At 65.2% G+C, this 23592-nt stretch carries 22 protein-coding genes; 13 read left to right on the top strand and 9 right to left on the bottom strand.

Annotation, left to right across the window (positions count from 1 at the left end):
* Positions 1-3 precede the first annotated feature (3 nt).
* The 5 genes from P2G67_RS01065 to irrA all read right to left on the bottom strand — a co-directional run bounded on the left by P2G67_RS01065 (position 4) and on the right by irrA (position 4435).
* Complete coding sequence (locus P2G67_RS01065; protein ID WP_275819158.1) at positions 4-1158, bottom strand: MlaE family lipid ABC transporter permease subunit; 1155 nt, start codon at positions 1156-1158, stop codon at positions 4-6.
* 83 nt (positions 1159-1241) lie between these two features.
* The gene (locus P2G67_RS01060; RefSeq protein WP_275819156.1) at positions 1242-1832 is read right to left on the bottom strand and encodes a DUF3501 family protein; all 591 of its coding nucleotides are present in this window, start codon (positions 1830-1832) and stop codon (positions 1242-1244) included.
* Positions 1833-1854: 22 nt separating this feature from the next.
* Positions 1855-3213, bottom strand: a complete 1359-nt coding sequence (locus tag P2G67_RS01055; RefSeq protein ID WP_275819154.1) for a heterodisulfide reductase-related iron-sulfur binding cluster — start codon at positions 3211-3213, stop codon at positions 1855-1857.
* Positions 3214-3356: 143 nt separating this feature from the next.
* Positions 3357-3776, bottom strand: coding sequence for a rubrerythrin family protein (locus tag P2G67_RS01050; protein ID WP_275819152.1), 420 nt, complete (start codon positions 3774-3776; stop codon positions 3357-3359).
* 224 nt (positions 3777-4000) lie between these two features.
* A complete protein-coding gene (gene irrA / locus P2G67_RS01045; protein ID WP_322099617.1) occupies positions 4001-4435 on the bottom strand; it encodes an iron response transcriptional regulator IrrA in 435 nt (144 codons plus the stop codon).
* Between the two features lie 176 nt (positions 4436-4611).
* Here irrA and fabA point away from each other — a divergent pair, with 176 nt between their 5' ends.
* The 4 genes from fabA (at position 4612) to P2G67_RS01025 (ending at position 8862) form a co-directional block, all read left to right on the top strand.
* Positions 4612-5211 (top strand): 3-hydroxyacyl-[acyl-carrier-protein] dehydratase FabA, encoded by a 600-nt coding sequence (fabA, locus tag P2G67_RS01040; RefSeq protein ID WP_322099616.1) that lies wholly within the window; start codon positions 4612-4614, stop codon positions 5209-5211.
* 62 nt (positions 5212-5273) lie between these two features.
* Positions 5274-6494: a beta-ketoacyl-ACP synthase I gene (gene fabB, locus P2G67_RS01035; protein WP_275819148.1), complete on the top strand. Its 1221-nt coding sequence runs from the start codon at positions 5274-5276 to the stop codon at positions 6492-6494.
* Positions 6495-6564: 70 nt separating this feature from the next.
* The gene (locus P2G67_RS01030; protein ID WP_322099625.1) at positions 6565-7377 is read left to right on the top strand and encodes an enoyl-ACP reductase FabI; all 813 of its coding nucleotides are present in this window, start codon (positions 6565-6567) and stop codon (positions 7375-7377) included.
* Between the two features lie 108 nt (positions 7378-7485).
* Positions 7486-8862, top strand: coding sequence for a glutamine synthetase family protein (locus P2G67_RS01025; protein ID WP_275819145.1), 1377 nt, complete (start codon positions 7486-7488; stop codon positions 8860-8862).
* Positions 8863-8872: 10 nt separating this feature from the next.
* Here the strand turns inward: P2G67_RS01025 and P2G67_RS01020 are convergent, their stop codons facing one another.
* Positions 8873-9688 carry an IclR family transcriptional regulator gene (locus P2G67_RS01020; RefSeq protein ID WP_275819144.1) on the bottom strand — a complete coding sequence of 272 codons (816 nt, stop codon included), beginning with the start codon at positions 9686-9688 and terminating at the stop codon, positions 8873-8875.
* Positions 9689-9970: 282 nt separating this feature from the next.
* Here P2G67_RS01020 and P2G67_RS01015 point away from each other — a divergent pair, with 282 nt between their 5' ends.
* The 9 genes from P2G67_RS01015 to P2G67_RS00975 all read left to right on the top strand — a co-directional run bounded on the left by P2G67_RS01015 (position 9971) and on the right by P2G67_RS00975 (position 18822).
* Positions 9971-10777 (top strand): ABC transporter permease, encoded by an 807-nt coding sequence (locus tag P2G67_RS01015; RefSeq protein WP_275819143.1) that lies wholly within the window; start codon positions 9971-9973, stop codon positions 10775-10777.
* The gene (locus P2G67_RS01010) at positions 10774-11580 is read left to right on the top strand and encodes an ABC transporter permease (protein WP_275819142.1); all 807 of its coding nucleotides are present in this window, start codon (positions 10774-10776) and stop codon (positions 11578-11580) included. Before P2G67_RS01015 ends, P2G67_RS01010 begins: the two co-directional genes overlap by 4 nt.
* Positions 11577-12335 (top strand): ABC transporter ATP-binding protein, encoded by a 759-nt coding sequence (locus tag P2G67_RS01005; protein ID WP_275819141.1) that lies wholly within the window; start codon positions 11577-11579, stop codon positions 12333-12335. Before P2G67_RS01010 ends, P2G67_RS01005 begins: the two co-directional genes overlap by 4 nt.
* The gene (locus P2G67_RS01000) at positions 12332-12664 is read left to right on the top strand and encodes a hypothetical protein (protein ID WP_275819140.1); all 333 of its coding nucleotides are present in this window, start codon (positions 12332-12334) and stop codon (positions 12662-12664) included. The genes P2G67_RS01005 and P2G67_RS01000 overlap by 4 nt, the downstream gene beginning before the upstream one ends.
* Before the next feature lie 2 nt (positions 12665-12666).
* Entirely contained in the window at positions 12667-13731 is a 1065-nt protein-coding gene (locus P2G67_RS00995; protein ID WP_275819139.1) for an ABC transporter substrate-binding protein, read from the top strand.
* A 117-nt stretch (positions 13732-13848) separates the two neighbouring features.
* On the top strand, positions 13849-14631 hold the full coding sequence (locus P2G67_RS00990; RefSeq protein ID WP_275819138.1) for an SDR family oxidoreductase: 783 nt from the start codon (positions 13849-13851) through the stop codon (positions 14629-14631).
* Positions 14632-14723: 92 nt separating this feature from the next.
* Entirely contained in the window at positions 14724-15461 is a 738-nt protein-coding gene (locus P2G67_RS00985) for an SDR family NAD(P)-dependent oxidoreductase (protein WP_275819137.1), read from the top strand.
* Between the two features lie 138 nt (positions 15462-15599).
* Positions 15600-17066, top strand: coding sequence for a catalase (locus P2G67_RS00980; protein ID WP_275819136.1), 1467 nt, complete (start codon positions 15600-15602; stop codon positions 17064-17066).
* 277 nt (positions 17067-17343) lie between these two features.
* A complete protein-coding gene (locus P2G67_RS00975) occupies positions 17344-18822 on the top strand; it encodes a Fic family protein (protein ID WP_322099615.1) in 1479 nt (492 codons plus the stop codon).
* A 25-nt stretch (positions 18823-18847) separates the two neighbouring features.
* Here the strand turns inward: P2G67_RS00975 and P2G67_RS00970 are convergent, their stop codons facing one another.
* The 3 genes from P2G67_RS00970 to P2G67_RS00960 are packed head-to-tail and all read right to left on the bottom strand — an operon-like array spanning position 18848 to position 23588.
* Positions 18848-20596, bottom strand: coding sequence for a complex I subunit 5 family protein (locus P2G67_RS00970; RefSeq protein WP_275819134.1), 1749 nt, complete (start codon positions 20594-20596; stop codon positions 18848-18850).
* On the bottom strand, positions 20593-22107 hold the full coding sequence (locus P2G67_RS00965; protein ID WP_275819133.1) for a proton-conducting transporter transmembrane domain-containing protein: 1515 nt from the start codon (positions 22105-22107) through the stop codon (positions 20593-20595). The genes P2G67_RS00970 and P2G67_RS00965 overlap by 4 nt, the downstream gene beginning before the upstream one ends.
* Entirely contained in the window at positions 22104-23588 is a 1485-nt protein-coding gene (locus tag P2G67_RS00960) for a complex I subunit 5 family protein (protein ID WP_275819132.1), read from the bottom strand. The genes P2G67_RS00965 and P2G67_RS00960 overlap by 4 nt, the downstream gene beginning before the upstream one ends.
* Between the last annotated feature and the right edge of the window lie 4 nt (positions 23589-23592).

Genomic DNA, 23592 nt, shown 5'->3' with positions numbered 1-23592 from the left:
CGCTCAGACTCCGATCACTGAAAAGAACACGGAGAAGAAGGCGTCGAGGACGATGACGAGGAAAATGGCCTCCACAACTGCCCTGGTGGTCTGGGTGCCAACGGATTCCGCGTTGCCGCCGGTGCGCAAACCCTCGAAGCAGCCGACAAGGCCGATGACGAAGGCAAAGACCGGCGCCTTGATCATGCCGACCAGAAGGGCTTCCACGTTGAGAGACTGGTGGAGCTGGCGCACGAAGGCGGCCGGGTCGATTCCCAGCAGCACCCACACCATCAGACCGCCGCCCAGGATCGCCATGATGTTGGCATAGAAGGTGAGCAGCGGCATCACCAGCACCAGCGCCAGGGCCCGCGGCAAGACCAGGACCTCGACGGGATCGAGGCCGATGGTGCGCATGGCGTCGATTTCCTGGTTCACCTTCATCGTGCCGATCTGCGCCGTGAAGGCACTGCCGGAGCGCCCGGCCACGATGATCGCCGTGATGAGGATGCCCATCTCCCGCAGGACCGAGATGCCGAGCAGGTTGACGGTGTAGATCTGCGCGCCGAATCGCGCCAATTGATCTGCCCCCTGATAGGCCAGCACCACGCCGATCAGAAAGGCCAGCAGTCCGACGATGGGCAGCGAGTCGACACCGGTCTTCTGCATATGGTGGATCAGGGACGTAAAGCGGATGCGCGAGGGTCGCAGCAGCGCCCGCAGAAAAACCAGGGTGGTCAGCCCGAGAAAGCCCGTAAGAGCCCGGGCATCGGCGCCCAGGGTCAGAGTGAGCTTGCCCAAATTGGCCAGGAAACTGAGCGGAAAGCGCAGGCCGCGCGGCGGCGAGGGCGCGGGCTCAGTCTGCTCCACCGCCTCCAGTAGGCGCTGACGATCCGCCCCGGCACCCTCGATGGCGACCTCAACCCCGGCATCGCGCAGTCGCCGCGCGGTACGCAGCGTCGCCCAGGCTCCCGCCGTGTCGAAGTGGGTGACCTGGTCCAAGGACAAGACGGCACGCTCGACCCCGGCGAGCGCGCGGCGGTTCAAAGTTCCGTCGAGTTCGGCTTCGCGATCAGCGAGATTCGCAGTGGTCCAGCTTCCGGCAAACAGCAGCCGCAACTGCGAACCGTCGCGGTCCGTCGTCAGCCGTGCTGCTGCCTCCCGTCCCGCCGTCGCCAAGTGCCAGACCCCCGCCCTGCCGCTGGTTCGCTCTTCGGATCCACATGGACCGAGGTGTCAGAATTGGGCAGGAACCGCGCGGGTCAAGCGAAATCGCCAGCCAGGGCCTCCCGCGTGGCCTCGTTCAGCACCACCATGTGCGAGTACTGCGGGTGGCTGAACCCCAGGATCACCCGCGTTTCCGGCGTCTTGAAGGCCTCGATCTGCTCAGGCGTGAAGGTGAAGTGGATGAACTGCACCGAAGACGCCTTGCCGTCCGCGGTGGTGCGATCAACGTCCTCTTCCGGCTTTCCAAGCACACGATGACCGTCGAACTCGAAGAAGGCCGTCTCCTCCACACCACCCAGGCGCGACAGGAAGGCCTTGCGGCGCACCGGATCGTCGATTTCGAACATCACGGTAGCACAGAGTTCGTTGCCTTTAGGGATCAGCGGGTTGTAGGCGGAAAGTTCATCGGCAATCTGCTCCTCGCCCCCCTTCTCGATGTAGAGCATCTCGTGGATCTGCGCCCACATGGTCTCGTAGCTCTCAAAATAGAAGGTGCAGACCGGTCCGACCTCACAGCGTCGGTTGCGTTTTTGCTCGACAAGCTGCTTGCGCAGGCCTTTTCGCTCCGCCTCGTAGCGCTCCATCGGCCAGATGTCGTCGCGGGTGATCTCGGTCTTCTTCGTCATGGCAGGCCTCCTTGAGGCAAGGTCAATCGATCAAGCCGTAGGCGCGCGCGAACAGCTCGATGGGATGGTGCGCGCGATTCGGCACGGGCTTCTTATCTTCCGCCGCGGTGTCGGCGTCGATCCGCTCCAGCCCTTGCAGGATGTGCGTCCCGGCCAGGGGACACTCCGAAGCCACGTACTTGTGGCCGGCCTTGTAGGTGTCCCGAGCCACCGGCTTGCCCACCTTCAGCGCAGTCTCGAAGTTGCCCTTCAGGACACCCCAGGACCCGCCGTGGCCGGAGCAGCGCGGCAGTTGCTTGATCTCGGCTTCCGGCACCAGCTTCATCATCTCGCGCGCCTTGTTGCCCATGTTCTGGGCGCGGGCGTGACAGGCGATGTGCAGGGCAACACCGCCGTCCAGCGGCTGCAGCCCTTCGGCCAGGCCTTCCTTGTTGGCGATGTCGACCACGTACTCCGTCACGTCGAAGGTGGCCTGGGAGACGCGCTTGATCGTCTCGTCCTCGGGCAGCAGCAGCGGCCACTCGAACTTCATCATCAGCGCGCACGACGGGGTCAGGGCCACGACGTCGTAGCCGCGCTCGATCCAGCCGATCAGTTCGCCGGCGATCTCGCGCGCCGCTTCCGCAACCTTCTCGACCTCGCCCTGCTCGAACTGCGGCATGCCGCAGCAGCGCGGATAGACCACTTCGGTCTCGACGCCGTTGTGCGCCATGACCCGGCGCGTGGCCACACCGATGTCAGGATTGTTGTAGTTCACGAAGCAGGTGGCATAGAGCACCGCCTTGCGTCCGGCCGCCGGCGCCGCGCTGTTCACCGTCTCGGGATTGCGCGCCTGCTTGATGAAAGGCTTGCCGTGATACTTCGGCAGGTCGGCCTGGCGGTCCACCTTGGCGACCCGTTCCAGCAGCGGCCGCGTCAGGCCATTGCTCCGTTCGCTGGCCCAGTTGGCGAGCCAGGGGGCGATGGCAGCAAGCTTGCCGTTGCGGTCGGTCTTGGTCAGTTCGCCTTCCATGCCGAGCTTGTGGCCATGGTGCCGCTCGGCCGCGCGGTAGCGCAGCATGAGGTGCGGGAAGTCGAGGTCGAATTCGTGCGGGGGCACATAGGGGCAGGACACCATGAAGCACATGTCACAGAGCGTGCAGGCGTCCACGACCTTCTTATATTCGCTGCGATCGACGCTATCGAGTTCACCGCTGGGCGAATCGTCGATCAGATCGAACAGCAGGGGAAAGGAATCGCAGAGATTGAAGCAACGCCGGCATCCGTGGCAGATGTCGAACACCCGCTCCAGCTCGTCGTTGATCTTTTCCCAGTCGTAGAAATCCGGGTCGTTCCATCGAATCGGATGCCGGACCGGGGCATCCAGACTGCCCTCGCGCATCGCCGATCTCCCCTGCACCTTGAGTAAAGTTCACCCCAAAGCGCAGGCCTTGCTCCAGCAACAACGGGTGGAGGGCATCGCTTTCAATTGGGGTTAAAGCAAAAAGGCGGGGTCGGACTGGTCCGACCCCGCCTTGCACGCCATTAATCGAGCGTGTCGAGCGCCTTCTGGAAGCGACCGGCGTGGCTCTTCTCAGCCTTCGCCAGCGTCTCGAACCAGTCCGCGATCTCGTCAAAACCCTCTTCACGGGCGGTACGAGCCATGCCCGGGTACATGTCGGTGTACTCGTGGGTCTCGCCGGCGATGGCAGACTTGAGGTTCAGAGGGGTGTCGCCGATGGGCTCGCCGGTGGCCGGGTCGCCCACTTCCTCGAGATATTGGAGGTGACCGTGCGCGTGACCCGTCTCACCCTCAGCGGTGGAACGGAACACGGTGGCCACATCGTTGTAGCCTTCCACGTCGGCCTTCTGTGCAAAATAGAGGTAGCGGCGGTTCGCCTGGGATTCGCCCGCGAAGGCTTCCTTCAGGTTGGCCTCGGTCTTGGAACCCTTTAACGCAGCCATTGATCTCTCCCTTCCTGATCAACTTCGAAAATGCCGGTTCGGCTTTTTTGCGGCGCCGTGCTGCGAAGCCCCGAGAAGGGACCCCACCGGTGACGCGTTGTGATCATAGTTAAGCAGGAACAGCCGCTCAGGTCAACACTTTAGAAGCGTTCCAATCACACTTCCAAGCTTTTGGTCGGCAAGGAATGATCAATGAGATCCCCCGGCAATGCCGGAGGCAGGCGTCAGCCTTCGTCGCTCAGACGGATGATGACGTCGACGCGCCGCACGCTCGACCCTTCGGGCGCTTCCGGCAGGCGGTCGAGATGCACGCTCTCGCCGGGAATGTCGAGCAGGCGCCCGCTTCCCTCAAAGTAGAAGTGATGATGGTCGTCCACATTGGTGTCGTAGTAGGAACGGCCGGGCTCGACCACCACTTCACGCAACAGGCCAGCACGCGTGAACTGGTTCAGCGTGTTGTATATCGTGGCCAGGGACACCCGGATGCCGCCGTCCAGCGCCTCGCCGTGAAGCTGCTCGGCAGTCACGTGACGATGACGGTCGGCCGAGCCGTCTTCCTCGAAAAGGAGACGGCTGAGGGCCAGCCTTTGCCGCGTGGGTCGCAGGCCGACGGCCTTCAGGCGGTCGATCAGGCCACTGTATGGTCGCATCGTGGACATGGCTGGAATATAGTCGGCTTAGCATAAATTGAAAGAGGTTTTCATGCGCTTGGGGAGAAAATTGGAATGGGTCGAAGGTATTTCTCCACGCTCGATTCCCCAGGCGCGGCGGTTAGCTCTTGCATCCTGCGGCCCTTTTCTCCCCAATTCGCAACGTCCGTCAGGGGCCCTCGCGGGTGACCTCAACGGGCATGCAGCAATGGAGCGAAAGGCAGTCGCTTTTCTTCCGCAACCCAGTCACCTATGGTGAGGCCGTGACCGAAAAGAAGCTAAGCTACACCTATCAGGAACTGCTGGACTGCGCCCACGGCAAGCTTTTTGGCCCGGGGAATGCGCAGCTACCCTTGCCGCCCATGCTGATGTTCGACCGCATCACGCACATCAGCGACGAGGGCGGCACTCACGGCAAGGGCGAGATCATCGCCGAGTTGGACGTGCGCCCGGACCTCTGGTTCTTCGGCTGCCACTTCGAGAACGATCCGGTGATGCCCGGGTGCCTGGGCCTGGATGCGCTCTGGCAGCTCGTGGGCTTCTTCCTCGGACATCTCGGCGCGCCCGGTCGCGGCCGCGCGCTGGGGGTCGGCGAGGTCAAGTTCACTGGCCAGGTGCTGCCGGACGTCAAGCAGGTGACCTATCACCTGGATCTCAAACGCGTCATCATGCGCAAGCTCGTGCTTGGCATTGCCGACGGGGTATTGAAAGCCGATGGCAACACCATTTACGAAGCCAAGGATCTGAAGGTCGGCCTGTTCCAGGACGCGGCGCAGGCAGCCTGAAGGACCGCGTGCCGCCTGCGCGGCGGGCACCGGCTGAACGCAAGCTACGGGGTTAGAGTATCATGCAACGCGTCGTCGTCACCGGCCTGGGCATCGTCTCCAGCATCGGAAACAATCGTCAGGAAGTGGTTGAATCGCTGCGGGGCGGGCGCTCGGGCATCGTCTTTGCCGATGACTATGCCGAGCGGGGCTTTCGCAGCCACGTCAAAGGCTCGGTCGACATCGCGCTCGAGGACCACATCGACCGCCGCCTGCTGCGCTTCATGGGTGCAGGCGCGGCCTACAACTACATCGCCATGCAGGAGGCCATCGCCGACGCAGGCCTTGGTGAGAGCGACGTCAGTCACGAGCGCACCGGCCTGATCATGGGCTCCGGCGGTCCCTCCACCGCGAATCAGGTGGAAGCGGCCGACATCGCCCGCAGCAAGGGCGTGAAGCGCATCGGGCCCTACATGGTGCCGCGCTGCATGTCCTCGACCAACTCGGCCAACCTGGCCACCGCCTTCAAGATCAAGGGCCACAGCTACTCCATCTCCTCGGCCTGCTCGACCAGCGCGCATTGCATCGGCAATGCCGCGGAGCTGATCCAGTACGGCAAGCAGGACGTGGTCTTTGCCGGCGGCGGCGAGGAGCTGCACTGGACGCTGTCGATGCTGTTTGACGCCATGGGCGCTCTCTCCTCGAAGCACAACGCCACACCGGAGCTTGCCTCCCGTGCCTACGACACCGACCGGGACGGCTTCGTCATCACCGGCGGCGGCGGCGTGGTGGTGCTGGAGGAACTGGAGCGTGCCAAGGCGCGCGGTGCCACGATCTATGCCGAACTGGTGGGCTATGGCGCCACCTCCGACGGCGCCGACATGGTCGCACCCTCCGGCGAGGGTGCGGTGCGCTGCATGAAGCTGGCGACAGCGGACCTGCAGGACACGAACGTTGACTACATCAACGCCCACGGCACCTCGACGCCGGTGGGCGACAGTGTGGAACTGCGGGCGATCAAGGAGGTCTTCGGCGCGAAAGCCCCTAAAGTCAGCTCCACCAAGTCCATGACCGGCCACGCCCAGGGTGCGGCCGGGGTCACCGAGGCCATCTACACGCTGCTGATGATGAAAGAGGGTTTCATCGCGCCCTCGATCAACATCGTCAATCCCGATCCCGAGGCAGAGGGCGTGCCGATCGTGGCCAATAACGCGGAAGACGCGCGGATCGACTGCGCGCTTTCGAACTCCTTCGGCTTCGGGGGCACCAACTGCAGCCTCGCCTTCCGGCGCCTGCAGTCCTGAGGATGCCCCTTACCTTCTCCTCCCCCGGCGCCAGCGCAGACGAAGCGGAAAGGCAAGACTCATGGGTTTGATGACGGGCAAGCGCGGCCTCGTGATGGGCGTTGCCAATGACCACTCCATCGCTTGGGGCATTGCCCGGGCCTTGCACGAAGCAGGGGCAGAGCTGGCATTCACCTTTCAGGGGCAGGCCTTTGCCCGCCGGGTGCGGCCGCTCGCCGAGTCAATCGGCAGCGACATCGTGCTGGAATGCGATGTTGCCGCGCCGGGTGCCGTGGAAGGCACCTTCGAGGAGCTGGCCAAGGTTTGGCCTGAGATCGACTTCGTCGTGCACGCCATCGCCTACTCCGACAAGGAGGAGCTGAAGGGGCGCTACCTCGACACGACGCGCGCCAACTTCGCCCAGACGCTCACCATCTCCTGCTACTCCTTCACCGAGGTGGCCCGCGCAGCCGGACCGATGCTGCGCGAGGGTGGCAGCCTGCTCACCCTCTCCTACCTCGGTTCTCAGCGGGTCACGCCGAACTACAACGTCATGGGTGTCGCCAAGGCCGCCCTGGAAGCCAGCGTGCGCTACCTGGCCACCGACCTGGGTTCCGAGGGAAAGCGGGTGAACGCGCTCTCGGCCGGCCCGATGCGCACCCTGGCCGGCTCGGCCATCACCAATGCCCGCTTCACTTATGGCTGGAGCCGGGACCAGGCGCCGCTCAACCGCGCGGTCGCGTTGGAAGAGGTGGGCAAGGCCGGGCTCTACCTGCTCTCGCCGCTGTCCGCCGGAGTGACCGGCGAGGTTCACTTCGTCGATGCGGGCTACAACGTGGTAGGCATCCCTTCGCCCGCGCGCATGACCGAGAGCGAGGTGGACAAGGCGCGCACCAACGGCTGAACGCAGCGGCGGCGGCCAACACCGCTGCGTTGCCGCCGTTGCATTAACATTGCCAGCACCGCTGCGGCGAAGGATGATGCGGCATACGCAACGTCCTTCCAGGGTATCATGCCGGACAGCAGCTCTGAACTTCACCCCGAGGTCGCGGCCTTCCTCGCCGACCATCCCGATACCGTCGCCATCGACCTGCTGCTTGCCGATCTTTCCGGCGTCATCCGCGGCAAGCGCTATCCGGTCGAGGACCTGAAGAGCGTCTGGAAATCGGGCGTCACCTTCCCGGCGTCGGTCTTCCTGCTCGACACCAACGGCCAGAGTCACGATCCCGGCGGCAAGGGCTTTTCCGACGGCGATCCCGACGCCATTGCCCGGCCAATTCCTGGCTCACTCAAGCCCGTGCCCTGGGCCAAGCGGCCGCTGGGGCAGCTGCTGCTGACCTTCTCCGACAGCAAGAACCAGCCCTTGGCCTTCGAGCCGCGCAACGTTCTGGCGCGCGCGCTGGGCCGCCTGCGCGAACTGGGCCTGCGCCCGGTCGTGGCCTTCGAGCTCGAATTCTATCTCTTGGACAAGGAGCGGGCCGAGGGCCGGCGGCCGCAGCCACCGCTCTCCCCCCTCACGGGCAAGCGCGAGAGCGGCACCCAGGTCTACGGCATGGACCAGGTGGACGGCTTCGAAGACCTGCTGGAAGACATCACCGATGCCTGCGACGCCCAGGGCATTCCCACTGGGGCGATCAGTGCCGAGTACGCGCCCGGCCAGTTCGAGATCAATCTGCGCCATGAGACCTACCCGCTCATGGCCGCCGACCATTGCGTGCTTTTCAAGCGGGTGGTGCGCGGTGTCGCCCGCAAGCACGGCTATCAGGCCACCTTCATGGCCAAGCCCTATCCCGAAGAAGCCGGCAGCGGCCTGCACCTACACGTCAGCCTCTACGACGAGGAGGGCAACAACGTCTTCGACGGCGGCGAAGCCCTAGCCAGCGACACTCTGCGCCACGCCATCGGCGGCGTGCTCGATCTGCTGCCCGAATCCATGGCCTTCCTGGCGCCGAACGTGAACTCCTACCGGCGTTTCGAGCCGAACATCTTTGTGCCGATCACCCGCTCCTGGGGTTTCGAGAACCGCTCGGTCGCCATGCGCGTGCCCATCGGCTCAGGCAAGGCACGGCGCATCGAAAGCCGGGTCGCCGGCGCCGATGCCAATCCCTACCTGGCTCTGGCCAGCATGATCGCCGGCATTCACCACGGCATCGTCAATCGCATCGATCCCGGCGCGCCGCACGATGGCAACGCAGGAGAGAGCTTCGATAAGGCCTTGCCCATGCGTCCGCGCCGGGCACTGGAGCAGCTCCTCGCTTCCGAGATCATCCCCCAGTACCTGGGCGCGGACTATCCCAAGCTCTACGCCGCTTGCAAGGAAGCGGAATACGACGAATTCGACTGGCTGATCTCGCCACAAGAGTACGACTGGTACCTGCAGGCCGATTAACGAAGACCCTCTAAACGAGAGTCGCGTACTCAGCGGATATGCGCGCGACGGCACGCTTGAGGTGGCCGATCTGCGCTTTGGCTGTTTGGGCATCGAAGCGGAAAGTGGGAACGCTGACGCTGACGCAGCCGACTGGAGCGCCGTCACGGTCGAGGATCGCGGCCCCGAAGCAGCGGATTTCCGGCTCCTGCTCCTCTCGGTCCTCCGAGTAGCCCTGCTGCGCCACCCGCTCCACCTCCTGCAGCAGGGTCGGCGCATCGGTGATGGAGTTCGACGTGCGGGGCCGGAACTCGATTCGCTGCACCAGCGCAGCGCGCGCGTCGGGGGACAGCGCAGCGAGATAGGCCTTGCCCACCGAGGTGGTGTGCAGGTCGACGTAGGTGCCGATGCGCGAGGTCATGCGCACGGTGTGGGGGCTTTCCAGCTTGTCGATGTAGACCATACCCAAGCCGCTGGGGACCGCCAGGTGCACGGTTTCGCCGGTGAGCCGGCGCAGTTCCTCAAGATGATCGTGCGCAGTGCTGCGCAGGTCCGAGTTCTCCCAGCTGCGCGAGGCCAGGCTGATCAGTCGGTGGCCAAGATGGAGCGTGCCGTCGGCGTGTTCGTTCAGCAGGTTCTCGGCCTCCAGCGCCGAGACGAGCCGATAGACCGTGCCGCGCGGATAGGGCATCTGGCGCGCCAGGCCCGCCCGATCCAGCCGCCCCGGCTCGTCGGCCACGGCCTGGAGCACGGCCATGTACTTGGAAAAGGCCGCCGCCCCCTGCACCGCAATCCCGCGCCGGGCGCCCCGCGCCTGTCCCTTTCCGCTGCCCTCGAACACCTCCATCTGCGCCACCTCGTTGCCTGTCGACCGGGTCGCTTGTTCCTCGCGGTGGCCTTTCGGCCGGAAGCCCGCCAGCCTGGCTTGACGGCGGTCAAGCCTGCGACAATACTTCTCCGCGAAATGTGGGCAAATGTCCATAGTGTGGGCAAACAAAGGTGGGTGAGATCGGTGACGCCGTCCTGCCGCCGCCCAGCAAATTGGTCGGGGAGGAGATCCTGGTGCAAGCCAGCCGCCGAAGGGCGCTTGTTCATCTTCAGGCCTTGAGTTTAGGGCAGGATTGCAGCTATGGCCGCTGATCAGACCACTATCTTCCGGCCCGCTCCGTCGCGCGTGCGCCAAGCCCTGCGCTTCCTCTGGCCGCTTTTCGGCCTGGTGGTGGTCTGGCAGGTGCTGGTCATGGCGCTGGACGTCAATCCGCGCGTTTTTCCCGATGTCCCCACGGTGCTCAGCGCCGGCTGGAAGACCATTATCGACGGCACGCTGCTGACCCATGTGGGCGCGAGCCTGCTGCGCGTGTCGGTGGGCACGGTCCTGGCCATCGTCACCGCGGTGCCACTGGGTATCGCCATGGGGGTCAGCCGCGGCATCTCCACCTTCCTGACGCCGCCACTGCGCTTCTTCTCGGTGCTGGCCGGCATCGCCTGGATCCCCATCGCCACGCTCTGGTTTGGCTACGGTTTCGGGGCGATCACCTTCGTGATCTTCAACGCGGTCTTCTTCGTGGTCACCTACAACACGCTTCTGGGTGTCTCGACCATTCCCATGCCGCTGCGCCACGCCGCGGCCTCTCTGGGCGCAGGGCACTGGCAGATGCTCACCCAGGTGCTGCTGCCCGGCGCGCTGCCCAACATCGTCACCGGCATTCGCACCGGCATGGGCTTCGCCTGGCGCGGCCTGATCGCCGCCGAAATGATCGCGACCAACACGGGCCTGGGCTACATGCTCTTCCTGGCACGGGACTTCTATCGCACTGAGGTGATCGTCTTCGCGATGATCGTCATCGGCATCATCTGGCTCCTGCTCGACCGCCTGCTGCTCGCCCCGCTCGAGCGCGCGACCGTCGAGCGCTGGGGAATGGTGCAACGCTCATGAGGCCGCTGCAGACCCTCTGGGGCTACTACATTCGCATGACGATCAAGTGGCCGGGGCTGGCCGCCCTGATCCCCTTCATCCCGCTGATCGCACTCTGGTCCTTCGTGGTCTGGCTGGAGCTCTTCCCGCGCGTCTTCCTGCCCGGCCCCGGCGATGTGCTCATCAAAGCCTGGGAGCTGCTCTACAAGGGCATCCTGCTGGATTACCTGGGTGACAGTGTGGTCCGGCTCTCCGTGGGCGCTGCCGCCGGCATGGCCTTGGCAATACCTCTGGGCATCTTCATCGGACTCAACAGCCGCGCCCACGAGGTTTCCTGGCCGATCCTGCTGTTCTTTCAGGCCATCGGCGACATCGCCTGGCTACCGATCCTCTTGATCTGGTTCGGCTTCGGGCTGACGACCATGACCTTCGTCATCGTCTACACGGTGCTCTTCCCCGTGGTGTTGAACACCGTCCTGGGAATCCGTTCGGTCAATCCCGAACTCCGGCGCGCTGCCCAGAGCCTGGGTGCCTCGCGGCCGCGCATTCTCTTCGAGGTCACGCTGCCCGGCGCGCTGCCCAACATCATCACCGGCCTGCGCAACGGCTTGGGCTACGGCTGGCGCGCACTCATCGCCGCCGAAATCATCGTCGGCACGAGCGGCATCGGTTTCCTCATGTTCGACGCGCGCCGCGCGGGCTCGGTCGAGGAAATCGTCGTCGGTATGATCGTGCTCGGCATTCTCTGGTACATCGTCGATAGCTGGATCCTCGCGCCCATCGAGCGCGCGACCGGCCAACGTTGGGGTTTGGTCTCGTCATGAAAAGTCTGGTTCTCGAACATCTCGCCAAGACCTACTTCGACCCCTACCGCGGCACGCAGGTCGAGGCGATCAAGGACCTCTCCCTCACGGTGGAGGAAGGGGACTTCGTTGCCGTGGTCGGCCCCTCGGGCTGCGGCAAGACCACGGTGCTGAACATGATCGCCGGCTTCGTGCCCAAGACCGGCGGGCGCATCCTGGTCGACGACCGGGAGGTCAGCGGGCCGGGCCCCGATCGCGGCGTGGTCTTCCAGTCCTTCGCCCTCTTCCCCTGGAAGACCGTGCGCGAGAACGTGGCCTTCGGCCCGAAGATGCGCGGCGTCGGCAAGGTCGAGCGGGCGCGTATCGCCGACGAGTACTTGGAGATGGCGGGCCTGTCACACGCCGCCGACCGCTATCCCAACGAGCTCTCCGGCGGCATGCAGCAGCGCGTCGGCGTGGTGCGCGCGCTGGCCAACAATCCCGACGTGCTGCTGATGGACGAGCCCTTCGCCAGCGTCGATGCACAGACCCGCATGACGCTGCAGGAAGAACTCACCCGCATCTGGGAGGAGCGGCGGCCGACGGTGGTCTTCATCACCCACGACGTGGGCGAGGCCGTCTTCCTCGCCAACAAGGTGGTCGTGCTCGCCCGCGGCAACCTGCTGGCCGAGGTGGATATCTCCCTGCCGCGTCCTCGGGTCTGGGACAGCCTCGTCCACGACAATGACTTCAAGGACCTCTCGAACCAGGTCCTGCAGTTGGTGCGCTCGGCATGAAGCTGCTGCGCGCAGCTCTGGCCACCACCCGCGGCAAGGTCATCCTTGTCGTGCTGGTGGCGACAGCCGTCTTTCAAACCTGGCTCTATCTGGCGGCCCCCGGCAAGATCGCCCCTGGCGTGCCGGACGACCGCCGTCGCGTCGACGTGCTCGTAACCCTGTCCTTCCCTCCGGAGCGCTTCCACATCGGAAAGCTCCAGGAGCACGGCCGGGTCTCGGGCACCAACGAGAACTCCGTGCAGGTGCGCGGAGTCAATAGAGCGGACCTCACCTCTCTCGCACGGCCCTTCTGGGTCGTGGAGGTGGCGCCGCTCGATACGGGAGGATAAGGATGATCAAGACATTTGCCCTTGCCGCCGGGTTGGCAGTCGCCCTGCCACTCGCGGCCAACGCACAGGATGACGACCTCATCCCGCTCAACGCCGGCATGGTGTCCGGCATCGACCAGCTCGGCCTGCCCATCGCCCTGGAGCAGGGCTTCTTCGAGAAGCACGGCCTCGACGTGCACATCGCCAACCCCTATGCGACCGGCGTCGACTCCCTCAACGCCCTGCAGTCGGGTGAGGTGGATACGGTGCAGGTGGGCGTGCCCATGATCGGCGCCGTGGTACGCGGCATGGACCTCGTCGCGCTGGGCAACTACAGCGGTAATGCCGCGCAGCTCGGTTCCGACACCACCATGGCGCTCGCCGCGGCCGAAGGTTCCGGCATCGACGGTGACGACCTCTCCACCCTGAAAGGCAAGCGCGTCGCGGCCTCTTTCGGCACCATCAACCATCTCTATGTGCTGGCCTTGATCGAGGCCGGCGGTCTTGAGGTGAGCGACGTCAATCTCGTCAACACCCCGCCGCCCGACATGACGGTGGCCCTGCTCGCCGATGGCATCGATGCCTTCGTCGGCTGGGATCCCTGGCCGATCATGGCGCAGACGGACGTGCCGGGCGCCTATGAGGTCGTACGCGGCGGCAACTACATTTCCTACGTCGGCTTCAACGTCGCCATGCGCGACTGGGTGGAGGAGAACGGCGAGACAATCGAGAAGTACCTGGCTGCCCTCTCCGAGGCCGATCAGTGGATGCGTGCCAATCCGGAGGATGCGGCTCAGGTGGCAACGCGCTGGATCCCCGGCCTCGACATCGAGGTGGCCAAGGAGGCCATGGGCTACAACATCCAGCAGGCCGATCGCCGGCTCTCCGCCAATAACTACGCGGCGCTGCATGCCGCGGTGGACACCCTGCATCGCCTGGGCTTCATCGACGACACCTTTGACGTCAATGAGCACATCAATTCGACCCACATCGTGAAGGTGATGGAAGAGCAGCCGGAACTCTTCTCCGACCTGCCGGCCATCCCGGAAGAGGCGATGATCACCGACGGCTATCATTTCGAGCCGTAAGTCTGGTCGTTCCTTTCGGTCCCGCCGTCGTCGCGACGGCGGGACCCTTCTTTTCCGCACCACCACCTTCTAAAATTAGGCGGTCGGCAGCACCACAAGCTCAAGGAGCAAGACAAGATGGATCTGGGAATCAAGGGAAAGACGGCAATCGTCTGCGGCGGCTCCAAGGGGCTGGGCCGTGGTTCGGCCGAGAAGCTGGCCGAGGCCGGGGTCAATCTGGTCCTGAACGCCCGCAGCGAGGGGCCGCTCAAGGAAGCCGCCGAGGCGATCGCCTCTCACCACGGCGTGAGCGTGACCCCCGTGGCCGCCGACGTCACCACACCGGAGGGGCGCGACAAGCTGCTCGAAGCGGCACCCGCCCCGGACATCGTCATCACCAACGCCGGCGGCCCGCCGCCGGGGATGTGGCACGACTGGGGCGAGGAAGAGTGGCAAAACGCGCTGCGCGCCAACATGCTCTCCCCGATCCACCTGATCACTGCGGTGCTGCCGGGCATGATCGAGCGGCGCTGGGGCCGCATCGTCAACATCACCTCCGGTTCGGTAAAGGCCCCGATCCCCGCCCTGGGCCTCTCGGGCGCGGCGCGCAGCGGGCTGACAGGCTTCGTCGCCGGCACTTCCCGGCAGGTCGCCCAGTACGGCGTGACCATCAACAACCTGCTGCCGGGCCAGCATGAAACGGCACGCATCGAGGCGCTGATCAACAACACCGCCAAGTCCAAGAACATCTCGGTGGAGGAAGCCCGGGCCCAGGCTCAGTCGGCCAATCCCACCGGTCGCTTCGGCACCACGGAGGAGTTCGGCGCCACCTGTGCCTTCCTCTGCAGCGCCTATGCCGGCTACATCGTCGGGCAGAACTGGCTCCTGGACGGCGGCGCCTTCAACTCGACGCTGGGCTGAGCTTCACGGGCGCGGCCCCTTCACAAAAACTACACACCATTGCGGGGCGCAGGCCTGGGTCTGCGCCCCGCTTTGCATCGACGAGGACAAGTATGGCAATCGAAAGCCAGCAGGTACGCTATGACTTCACCGGTCGCACGGCGATCGTAACAGGCGGCAGCAACGGTATCGGTGCCGCCATCGCAGCCGCACTTTCGGACAGCGGCGCGGAAGTGGTGGTCTGGGATCGGGTGGCACGCTCCGACGGTCGCAACGCCTTTGCCGTAGACGTCACCCAGCCCGGATCGATCACCGAGGCCCTCGATGCCACCCTGGCCAATCACGGCGGGGTTGACATGCTGGTCAACAATGCGGGCTACGCGGGCCCGACCATGCCGCTGGAGGAGTATCCGGCCGGGGAGTGGCGCAACCTCATCGACGTGAATCTCATCGGGGTGTTCAACGTCTGCCAGGCCGTGGTGCCGCATCTGCGCCGCAGCGAGCAGGGTCGCATTGTCAACATCGCTTCCCTGGCGGGCAAGGAAGGCACTCCCAACGCCTCGGCCTACAGCGCGGCCAAGGCCGGGGTCATCGCGCTGACCAAGTCGCTCGGCAAGGAACTGGCGGACAGCGGCGTGCTTGCCAATGTCATCGCCCCGGCCGCCGTCGACACGCCACTGCTGCAGCAGATGTCCGTGGAGCACGTGGAAACGATGATCCGCAAGAGTCCCCTGGGTCGCCTTGGCAGCGTCGAGGAGGTCGCCCGCCTCGTGCTCTGGCTGTGCAGCCGCGACTGCAGCTTCAGCACCGGCGGCGTGTTCGACCTATCCGGAGGCCGTGCCACCTACTGATCGCCCGCATCGATAGGGCCGCTATCGCTTGTCCTGCGTCAAAGCATCGCCACATCTTTGGTGCTAGATTGACAATCGTCACGAATACCCGGTTCCCGGAAGCCGGACCTACTATCACAAGTCAGGGAAGCATCGACCATGAGTGATATCGGCGAGAAAAGCGGCACTGGCTCGACCATGAGCACCGGCGCCCCGGCGCCCAGCGACCGCAATTCGCTGACGATCGGGCCGGACGGGCCGATCGTTTTGCACGACGTGCATTTCCTGGAGCAGATGGCGCACTTCAATCGCGAGAAGGTGCCCGAGCGCCAGCCCCACGCCAAAGGCTCCGGCGCCTTCGGCGTCTTCGAAACGACCGAGGATGTCTCCGCCTACACCAAGGCCGCCCTGTTCCAGCCGGGCGCCAAGACCGAGATGCTCGCCCGCTTCTCCACCGTCGCCGGCGAAGCCGGCAGCCCGGACACTTGGCGCGACGTGCGCGGCTTCTCGCTCAAGTTCTACACGGATGAGGGCAACTACGACCTGGTCGGCAACAACACGCCGGTCTTCTTCATCCGCGACACCATGAAGTTCCCGCACTTCATCCGCAGTCAGAAGCGCCTGCCGGATTCGGGCCTGCGCGACAACCACATGCAGTGGGACTTCTGGACCAACAATCCGGAGTCCGCACACCAGGTCACCTATCTCATGGGCGAGCGCGGATTGCCGCGCACCTGGCGCAACATGAACGGCTACGGCTCCCACACCTACATGTGGGTCAATGCCCAGGGCGAACGCTTCTGGGTGAAGTATCACTTCCACACCCACCAGGGCATGGAGCACTTCAGCAACGCGGAAGCCGCGAAAATGGCCGGCGACGACGCCGATTTCCATCGCCGCGACCTCTTCGACGCCATTGCCCGTGGCGAGCATCCGAGCTGGACCTTGTCGGTGCAGATCATGCCCTATGCCGAGGCCAAGACTTACCGGATCAACCCCTTCGATCTGACCAAGACCTGGTCGCACAAGGATTATCCGCTGATCAAGGTCGGCACCATGACCTTGAACCGCAATCCGGAGAACTTCTTCGCCCAGATCGAGCAGGCGGCCTTCTCGCCGGGCAACGTCGTGCCGGGCATCGGACTCTCGCCGGACAAGATGCTGCTGGGCCGGGCCTTCGCCTACAACGACGCCCAACGTAACCGCATCGGCACCAACTTCCACCAGCTCCCGGTGAACCAGCCCAAGGTGCCGGTGAACACCTACATGTTCGACGGCCAGATGGCCTATCACCACAGCGGCAACGCACCGGTCTATGCCCCCAACAGCGGCGGGCGCACCTGGGCCGACGAGACGGGCAAGATGGACGACGGCTGGGAAGCCGACGGCGAGATGGTGCGCAGCGCCTACACCCTGCGCCCGGATGACGACGACTTCACCCAGCCCGGCATCCTGGTGCGCGAAGTCTTCAGTGACGCCCAGCGCACGGCACTGGTCGAGACGGTCAGCGGTGCGCTGAATGGCGTGCGCGAACCTGTGCTCAGCCGGGCCTTCCAGTACTGGAAGAACGTGGACGCCGAAGTCGGCGCGCGCATCGAAGACGCCGTTCGCTCGCAGAACGGATAGAGCGAACGGGTAAGGCATCACCCGGTTCCGCGGCAGCAATGCCGCGGAACCGGGCATTTCATGACCTGCGTTCGCAGCTAGGCCAGGCCAGGCCAGGCGATACCGTTTTTCATCTCATCTCCCTTTCCATGCACGTTTTTCACGTGATAGCATTGAATTTCAGGGAAGAGTCGCCCTGAGAGTGAGTTTTCACGGGAAGGGCGCACTTTTCATGGCTCCCGCGGCGCAGGTTTGCTTTTCAGGGCCGATGGCGTTTTTTCGGGAACGGCGCCTCCCAGTGACGGCAACGCCAGCCGGTTATGCCGCGCTGATCGATGCCTACGACTTGTCCGTTCCGCTGCCACGGACGCTCTCGGCGACGGGAGAGCGTCACCGCATCCTGGAGCGGGACGGCTGGCGCATCATGACGCCGCGCCACGCCCCCCATCCCACCCTCGCAGGCCACCTCACCTTCGCCCTCAAGTACGAGGGGCTTGATCTTGCCGTCCTCAAGCGCCTCTTCATCGCGGCTGGCCCCGCCGCCATCGAAGCGCTTGTGCGGGACAAGCCTTCCGGCAGCTATGCCCGCCGCATCTGGTTTCTTTATGAATGGTTGACCGGATATCGGCTCGATCTGCCGGATGCCGCCGCGGGACATTACGTCCCCGTAGTCGATCCCAAACAGCAGTATACGCCCGAAGGGAAGATCGCGCCGCGCTATCGGGTCAGGGACAACCTCCCCGGCACGCAGGATTTCTGCCCGCTGGTGTACCGCACTGAGGCGCTGGAGCGCTTTGCCGCGCTGGACCTGCCGCAGCGCGCGCAGGATTTCGTCGCCGCCGTACCGCGCGATATCCTCGCCCGCACCGCCGCTTTCCTGCTGCTCAAGGACTCACGGTCGAGCTATGCGATCGAAGGCGAACACCCGCCACAGGGCCGAATTCAGCGCTGGGGGCGCGCCATCGGCGAGGCGGGACGGCGGCCGCTGGACGCGGAGGAACTACTGCGCCTGCAGCGCATAGTCATTGGCGATGCGCGCTTCGTGAAGCTTGGCTTCCGCCAGGAAGGCGGCTTCGTCGGCGCGCACGACCGCGAAAGCCGCATGCCGCTGCCTGACCATATCAGCGCCCGCCATGAAGACCTGCCGGCACTGATCGACGGCATGGTCGCGTTCGACCGCGGCCCGGCGCAAAGCCTTGATCCGGTGGTCGCCGCCGCGATTCTCGCCTTCGGCTTTGTCTATGTTCATCCCTTCGAGGACGGTAACGGCCGGATACACCGCTACCTCATTCACCATGTGCTGGCTGAGCGCGGCTTCAATCCGCCGGGCGTCGTCTTCCCCGTTTCCTCGGCGATCCTGGAACGCATCGACGACTATCGCGCAGTGCTCGAAAGTTACTCCGAGCGACTGCAGCCGCTTATCGAATGGGAGCCAACGGACAGCCTCAACGTGCGGGTTCTGAATGACACTGGGGACTTCTATCGATTCTTCGATGCAACCCCACACGCGGAATTCCTCTACGCCTGTGTCCACCAGACCATCGAGGAAGATCTGCCGCAGGAAACGGATTTCTTGCGCCGCTATGATCAATTCCGCAGCGAGATCGGCGCCTTCCTCGACATGCCCGAACGCATGATCGATCTGCTCTTCCGCTTCCTTCACCAGAACAATGGTCGCCTGTCGCGCCGCACCCGTGAGAAGGAGTTCGCACCCCTGACTGATGAGGAGGCGGTGCGGGTCGAAGCGAGCTACCGCACAGCCATCGGCTCGGAATGACCGATCGGAACGCTATTGTTCACGTCTAGGATGCCAAGATCACCAGCAGCAAGAGCCCTGACAGCAGCAGCAGCGTGATTGGCAGTCCCTGTGGGCGGACCAGGGCCTGCTCCCACTTCTGCACGACATCTGCCAGACCCTGGCCGGTGGCGGTGACAAGCTGGGGACGGCGCCGCAAAGGGCGGGCAAGGGTGATGTAGAGGCGATGCCCACTCTCGCGCACCTGCGCCAGGGTGGGGACCCAGGCAATCAGATCGCCTTCAGCCACATCCGGCTTCGGCAGGTTCAAACGGCGCTCGGCAAGCAACCAAACTGCGGCCAGCACCAGCGCCAGCAGCAACGGCCAAGCGCTCTCCCACAGGCCATAGGCAGTGACAGCCTTCTCCGCGACTTCAGCGCCCTCGACCAGCACCAAACTCCAGGCAAAGAGTTGGGCCAGCGCTGCCGTACCGGCGAAAGGTATCCAGAAGATCCAACCTGCCCCGGGGGGCTCCTTGCTCTCCTCGCCCTGCTTGCGCGGCTCCGCCGCCAGTGCCGCCAGGAAGCGCAGCATCAGGAGCGCCGTGCCCACCGCCGACCAGGAGAGCAGGGGCGCCACCAGGGAAGCGGCCGTGCCCTGGGCTTCCTCCACACCCGCCTTGACCAGCAGCTTTGCCAGGCTGCCGCCGGTCAGCGGCGCGCCGGCAATCGCCACAGCCGCCACGGCCGCCACGCTCAGGGCCAGGAGGCGCCCCGTGCGACCCTGCTGCACCACACCCACGGACAGGAAGAGCGCGCCCTTGGAGAAACCGTGGTGCAGGGCATAGAAGACCACAGCCGGCAGCAGCAGCGGCGCGGCCTGGGGTGAGGCTTGCACCACCCCCAGCGCCGAGATCAGCACGCCCATCTGGCTGAGACTGGAATAGGCCAGGACGGTCTTGGGGTTGCGCTGCGGCAGGCCGAACAGCACGCCGTAGAAGGCCGTCACCATGCCCAACGCGGCCATCAGCAACCCCGGCTGCGCGAAGGCTGCCTCGCCGAGCGGCAGGAAGAGCAGCAGACCCAGCAGCCCGGCCTTGATCATCGCGCCGGACAGGACGGCCGATGCCGGGGTCGGGGCCGCAGGGTGGGCGAGCGGCAGCCAGACGTGCAGCGGGAACTGCCCCGCCTTGATGGCAAAGCCAAAGAACAGCAGCAGCGGCGTGAGAGCTCCCCCCTCGGCCAGTGCCACCGGCATGTCGTCGATCATCAGGCTGTCGGCCGCGGCGACGGCGCGCAGCAGTCCCCAGAGCAGCGCCATCTCGCCGATCAGCGAAAGCACCAGATAGACGCGCCCCGCCCGATAGGACCGCTCCCCCCGCTCAAAGACCACGAGCATGTAAGAGCAAAGCGTCATCAGGCTGAAGAAGAGGTAGAAGCCCGGCGCATCCAGCGCGACGATGAGGCCCAGATTGCCGCCCATGGAAGCCAGAAAGAAGGCGTTGTAACGGTGCTGCGCCGCATCGCGCGGGATGTAACCGCGCCCATACAAGCCGGCCGCCATCCACAGCAGCGCGGTCATGACCAGCAAAAGGCGCCGCGGCCCATCGATACCCAGGTCCAGCCCGAGCAAGACCGGTTCCAGCAGCAGATCTCCGCCCGACTGCACCAGAAAGGCGGCCGCCAGGGCGGGCAGCGGTGCCAGCGGCAGAAGGCGCGCCACCCACTCCCGACTGCGCGGCGGCACCACCGCCAGCGCCATGAGCAACGGCAGCAGCGGCGTGAGCGCCAGGCTGACGGCGGCAAGCGCGGTCATGGCAGGGTGTACTCCCGCGCGACGATCAGGCGGGCCCACTCCAGCGGGCTGACCGGGAAAGCGGCGAAGACGCCGGCACCCAGCGCCGCCATGGCGGCGAAGACCCCGGGCAGAATAAGCCAGAGCGGCGCCTCCCAGCGACCCGCCGGCCGCTCGGGCCAGTCCACCCGCGCCGGCCGGAACCAGGCGCGGTAGAGCGGCGGCAGGAAGTAGGCGGCGTTCAACAGGCTGCTGCCCACCAAGACAGGGATCACCCACCCCTGCCCGGCCTGCAGGCTGCCCAGCCCCAGGTACCACTTGGAAATGAACCCTGCCATGGGCGGCAGCCCGATCATGCCCAGTGCTCCGGCGCTGAAGGCCAGCATGGTCAAAGGCATGCGCGCGCCCAACCCGTCCATTTCGTCGATGCGATGGATGCCCAGCTTCTTCTGGAAGATACCGGCGCAGAAGAAGAGCGTGATCTTCATGATGCCCTGGTGCACCAGATGTGCCAGGCAGCCGATGAATCCGAGCGGCGTAAGCAGCGAGGCGCCGAGCACGATGTAGGACACCTGGCTGACCGTCGAATAGGCCAGCCGCCGCTTGATCTCCTCCTGCCGCAGGGCGATGAGCGATCCCAGCAGGATCGTGGCCGAGGCCACGATGGTGAGCGGCAGGCCGAGATGCAGCGCCTGCATCAGTTCGATGCCGTAGACATCGAAGACCACGCGCACGATGCCGAAGGCCCCCGCCTTGACCACAGCCACCGCATGGAGCAGCGCGCTGACAGGCGCCGGGGCGACCATCGCTGCCGGCAGCCAGCCGTGCAGCGGCATGATGGCAGCCTTCACGCCCAGGCCGGCGATCAGGAGGGCGAAGATCACGGTAAGCGTGATCGGCGACTCCTGCGCCAGCACGGCCATGCCCAACGGCGGCTCCAGGAAGCTACCGCTGCCCGCCGCCACCTCCAACCAGAGAATGCCGAGCAGCAGCACGGCGCTGCCGCTCAGGGTATAGCGCAGATAGGTGCGCCCTGCGGCCAGCGACTTGTCATCGCCCTGGTGCGCCACCAGCGGCAGGGTCGAGAGGGTCAGCAGCTCATAGAAGATGAAGAAGGTGAAAAGGTTGCCCGACAGCGCGATGCCGACCGTCGAGGCGACACAGAGGCTGAAGAAGCCGAAGAAGCGCCGCTGCTCGCCGTCGTCCTGCAGGTAGGCGATGGCGTAGATCGTGGTCACGAACCAAAGCAGGGCGGACAGCGTGATGAAGAGAAGCGCGAGCGCGTCGATGTGGAGAAGCAATTCGAGGCCGGCGCCGAGCGGCAGAGCGAAGCTATAACTCTGCCCCTGATAGACGCCCCAAAGCATCGCCATCACGACGAGCAGCTTCAATCCCGCGCCGCCCAGGTTCACCAGGTTCCGCAGGCGTTGTGCATCACGCGGGAGCAGGAAGATGGTCACAGCCGGCACCAGTGAGCAGGCGAGCAGCAGCAGAGGGTAGCCCCAGCCGGGCAGGAGCAGGAGCGGGGTCATGGCGAGATCTCCCCTGCGCCTGGATAGCTGAGGCTCAGCAACTCGATCAGGGGCTGCGCCGCCAGACCAAGCAGCAGCGAGAGGCAGGCAAGGCTCATGGCGGCGGCGCTTTGAAAGCCGCTGCCACCGCGTTCGGGCTGTGCTTCTTCCGCCGGCGGACGAAAGGCCGGCAGGATGAAGCGCAACAGATAGCCGGCCGCCAGCAGACCGCCCACCAGCAGCACCGCAACCTGCCACCAACTTCGCGCTTCCAGCGCGGCGCTCAAAAGCAGCCACTTGGCGAGGAAGCCGCCGCTGGGCGGCAGCGCCATGATGGACAAGCCCGCCAAAGCGAGCGCAAAGAGCGGCACCGGCGCCAGCCGGCTTGCGCCTGACATGGCCTCGCGCTGGTCACTGCCCAGGCGAAGCACTAGGGCTCCAGCAGCCAGGAACATCGCCGCCTTGGCGATGCCGTGGGACAGCAGATGCAATAGCGCGCCACTCCAGGCTCGCCCGCCCCATCCGCCGCCAGCTTGAGCCAGCGGAAAGACGAACAGGAGATAACCAAGCTGCGCCACCGTGGAGTAGGCGATCATCAGCTTCAGCCGCTCCTGCCGCAGCGCCAAGAACGAGCCCCAGAGCACGGCCACGGCGCCGAGCACTCCCAGCAGCGTCCACGCGCTGGGTCCGGGCACATTGGGGAAGACCTCGAACCAGAGGCGCAGCAGCAGATAGAGCGGTGCCTTGACCGCCAGCGCCGAGAGCACCGCACTGATCGGGGGCAAGGCGCTGGAATGCGCCGGTGGCAGCCAGAGATGCAGGGGCCAGATGGCCGCCTTGAGCAGCAATCCCAGGGTGATAAGCGCCAAGGCTGCCAGCATGACCGGCGCGGCCGTCGCGCCTTCGGCCACCAGCGTCAGGTCCAACACCCCCAGTGCCGCGTAGATCAGGGCCACGCCAAGCAGGTAGAACAGCGACCCCATCGTGGCGAGCAGCAGGTAGCGCATCTGCGCGACAAGCGCCGTAGTCGCCCCCGAGAGCGCCACCAGGGCCACGCCGCCGAGGCCGGCGATCTCCAACGCTACATAAAGATTGAAGAGGTCGTGGGAGAGATAGACGGTGTTGAGACCGGACCAGAGAAACAACAACAGAGCCCAGAAGATCCGGCCCTCGCGGCCCGAGCTGTACGCGCGCCACTGATGGAGCAGCACGGCCGCCATGACCGCCGTCGTCATGAGCATGAAGGCCAACGCCAGACCGTCGGCGCGCAGGCCGATGCCCAGAGGCGCATCCCAACCGCCCAGCCAGACCAAGAGTCTCTGTTCGTGGCCAATAGCTTGCCCAAGGGCCAGCAACAGCACCGCCTGCAGTGCAACCGCCAGGGACGGAACCACCCGGAGCAGGGCTGCGCCCGGCAGCAGCAGGATGGCCGCAAGCCCAGCAGGCAGGACTACCAGCAGCGGCAGCAGCAAGCCTGGTTGCAGCAGGACGCCCGCGGCCATCCAG

Origin of the sequence: Aquibaculum arenosum (genome assembly GCF_029222965.1) — a bacterium.
GTDB lineage: Bacteria > Pseudomonadota > Alphaproteobacteria > Kiloniellales > DSM-21159 > Aquibaculum > Aquibaculum arenosum.
The sequence above is the reverse complement of the archived record's forward strand: the minus strand, read 5'-3'. Positions and strand labels throughout refer to the sequence as shown.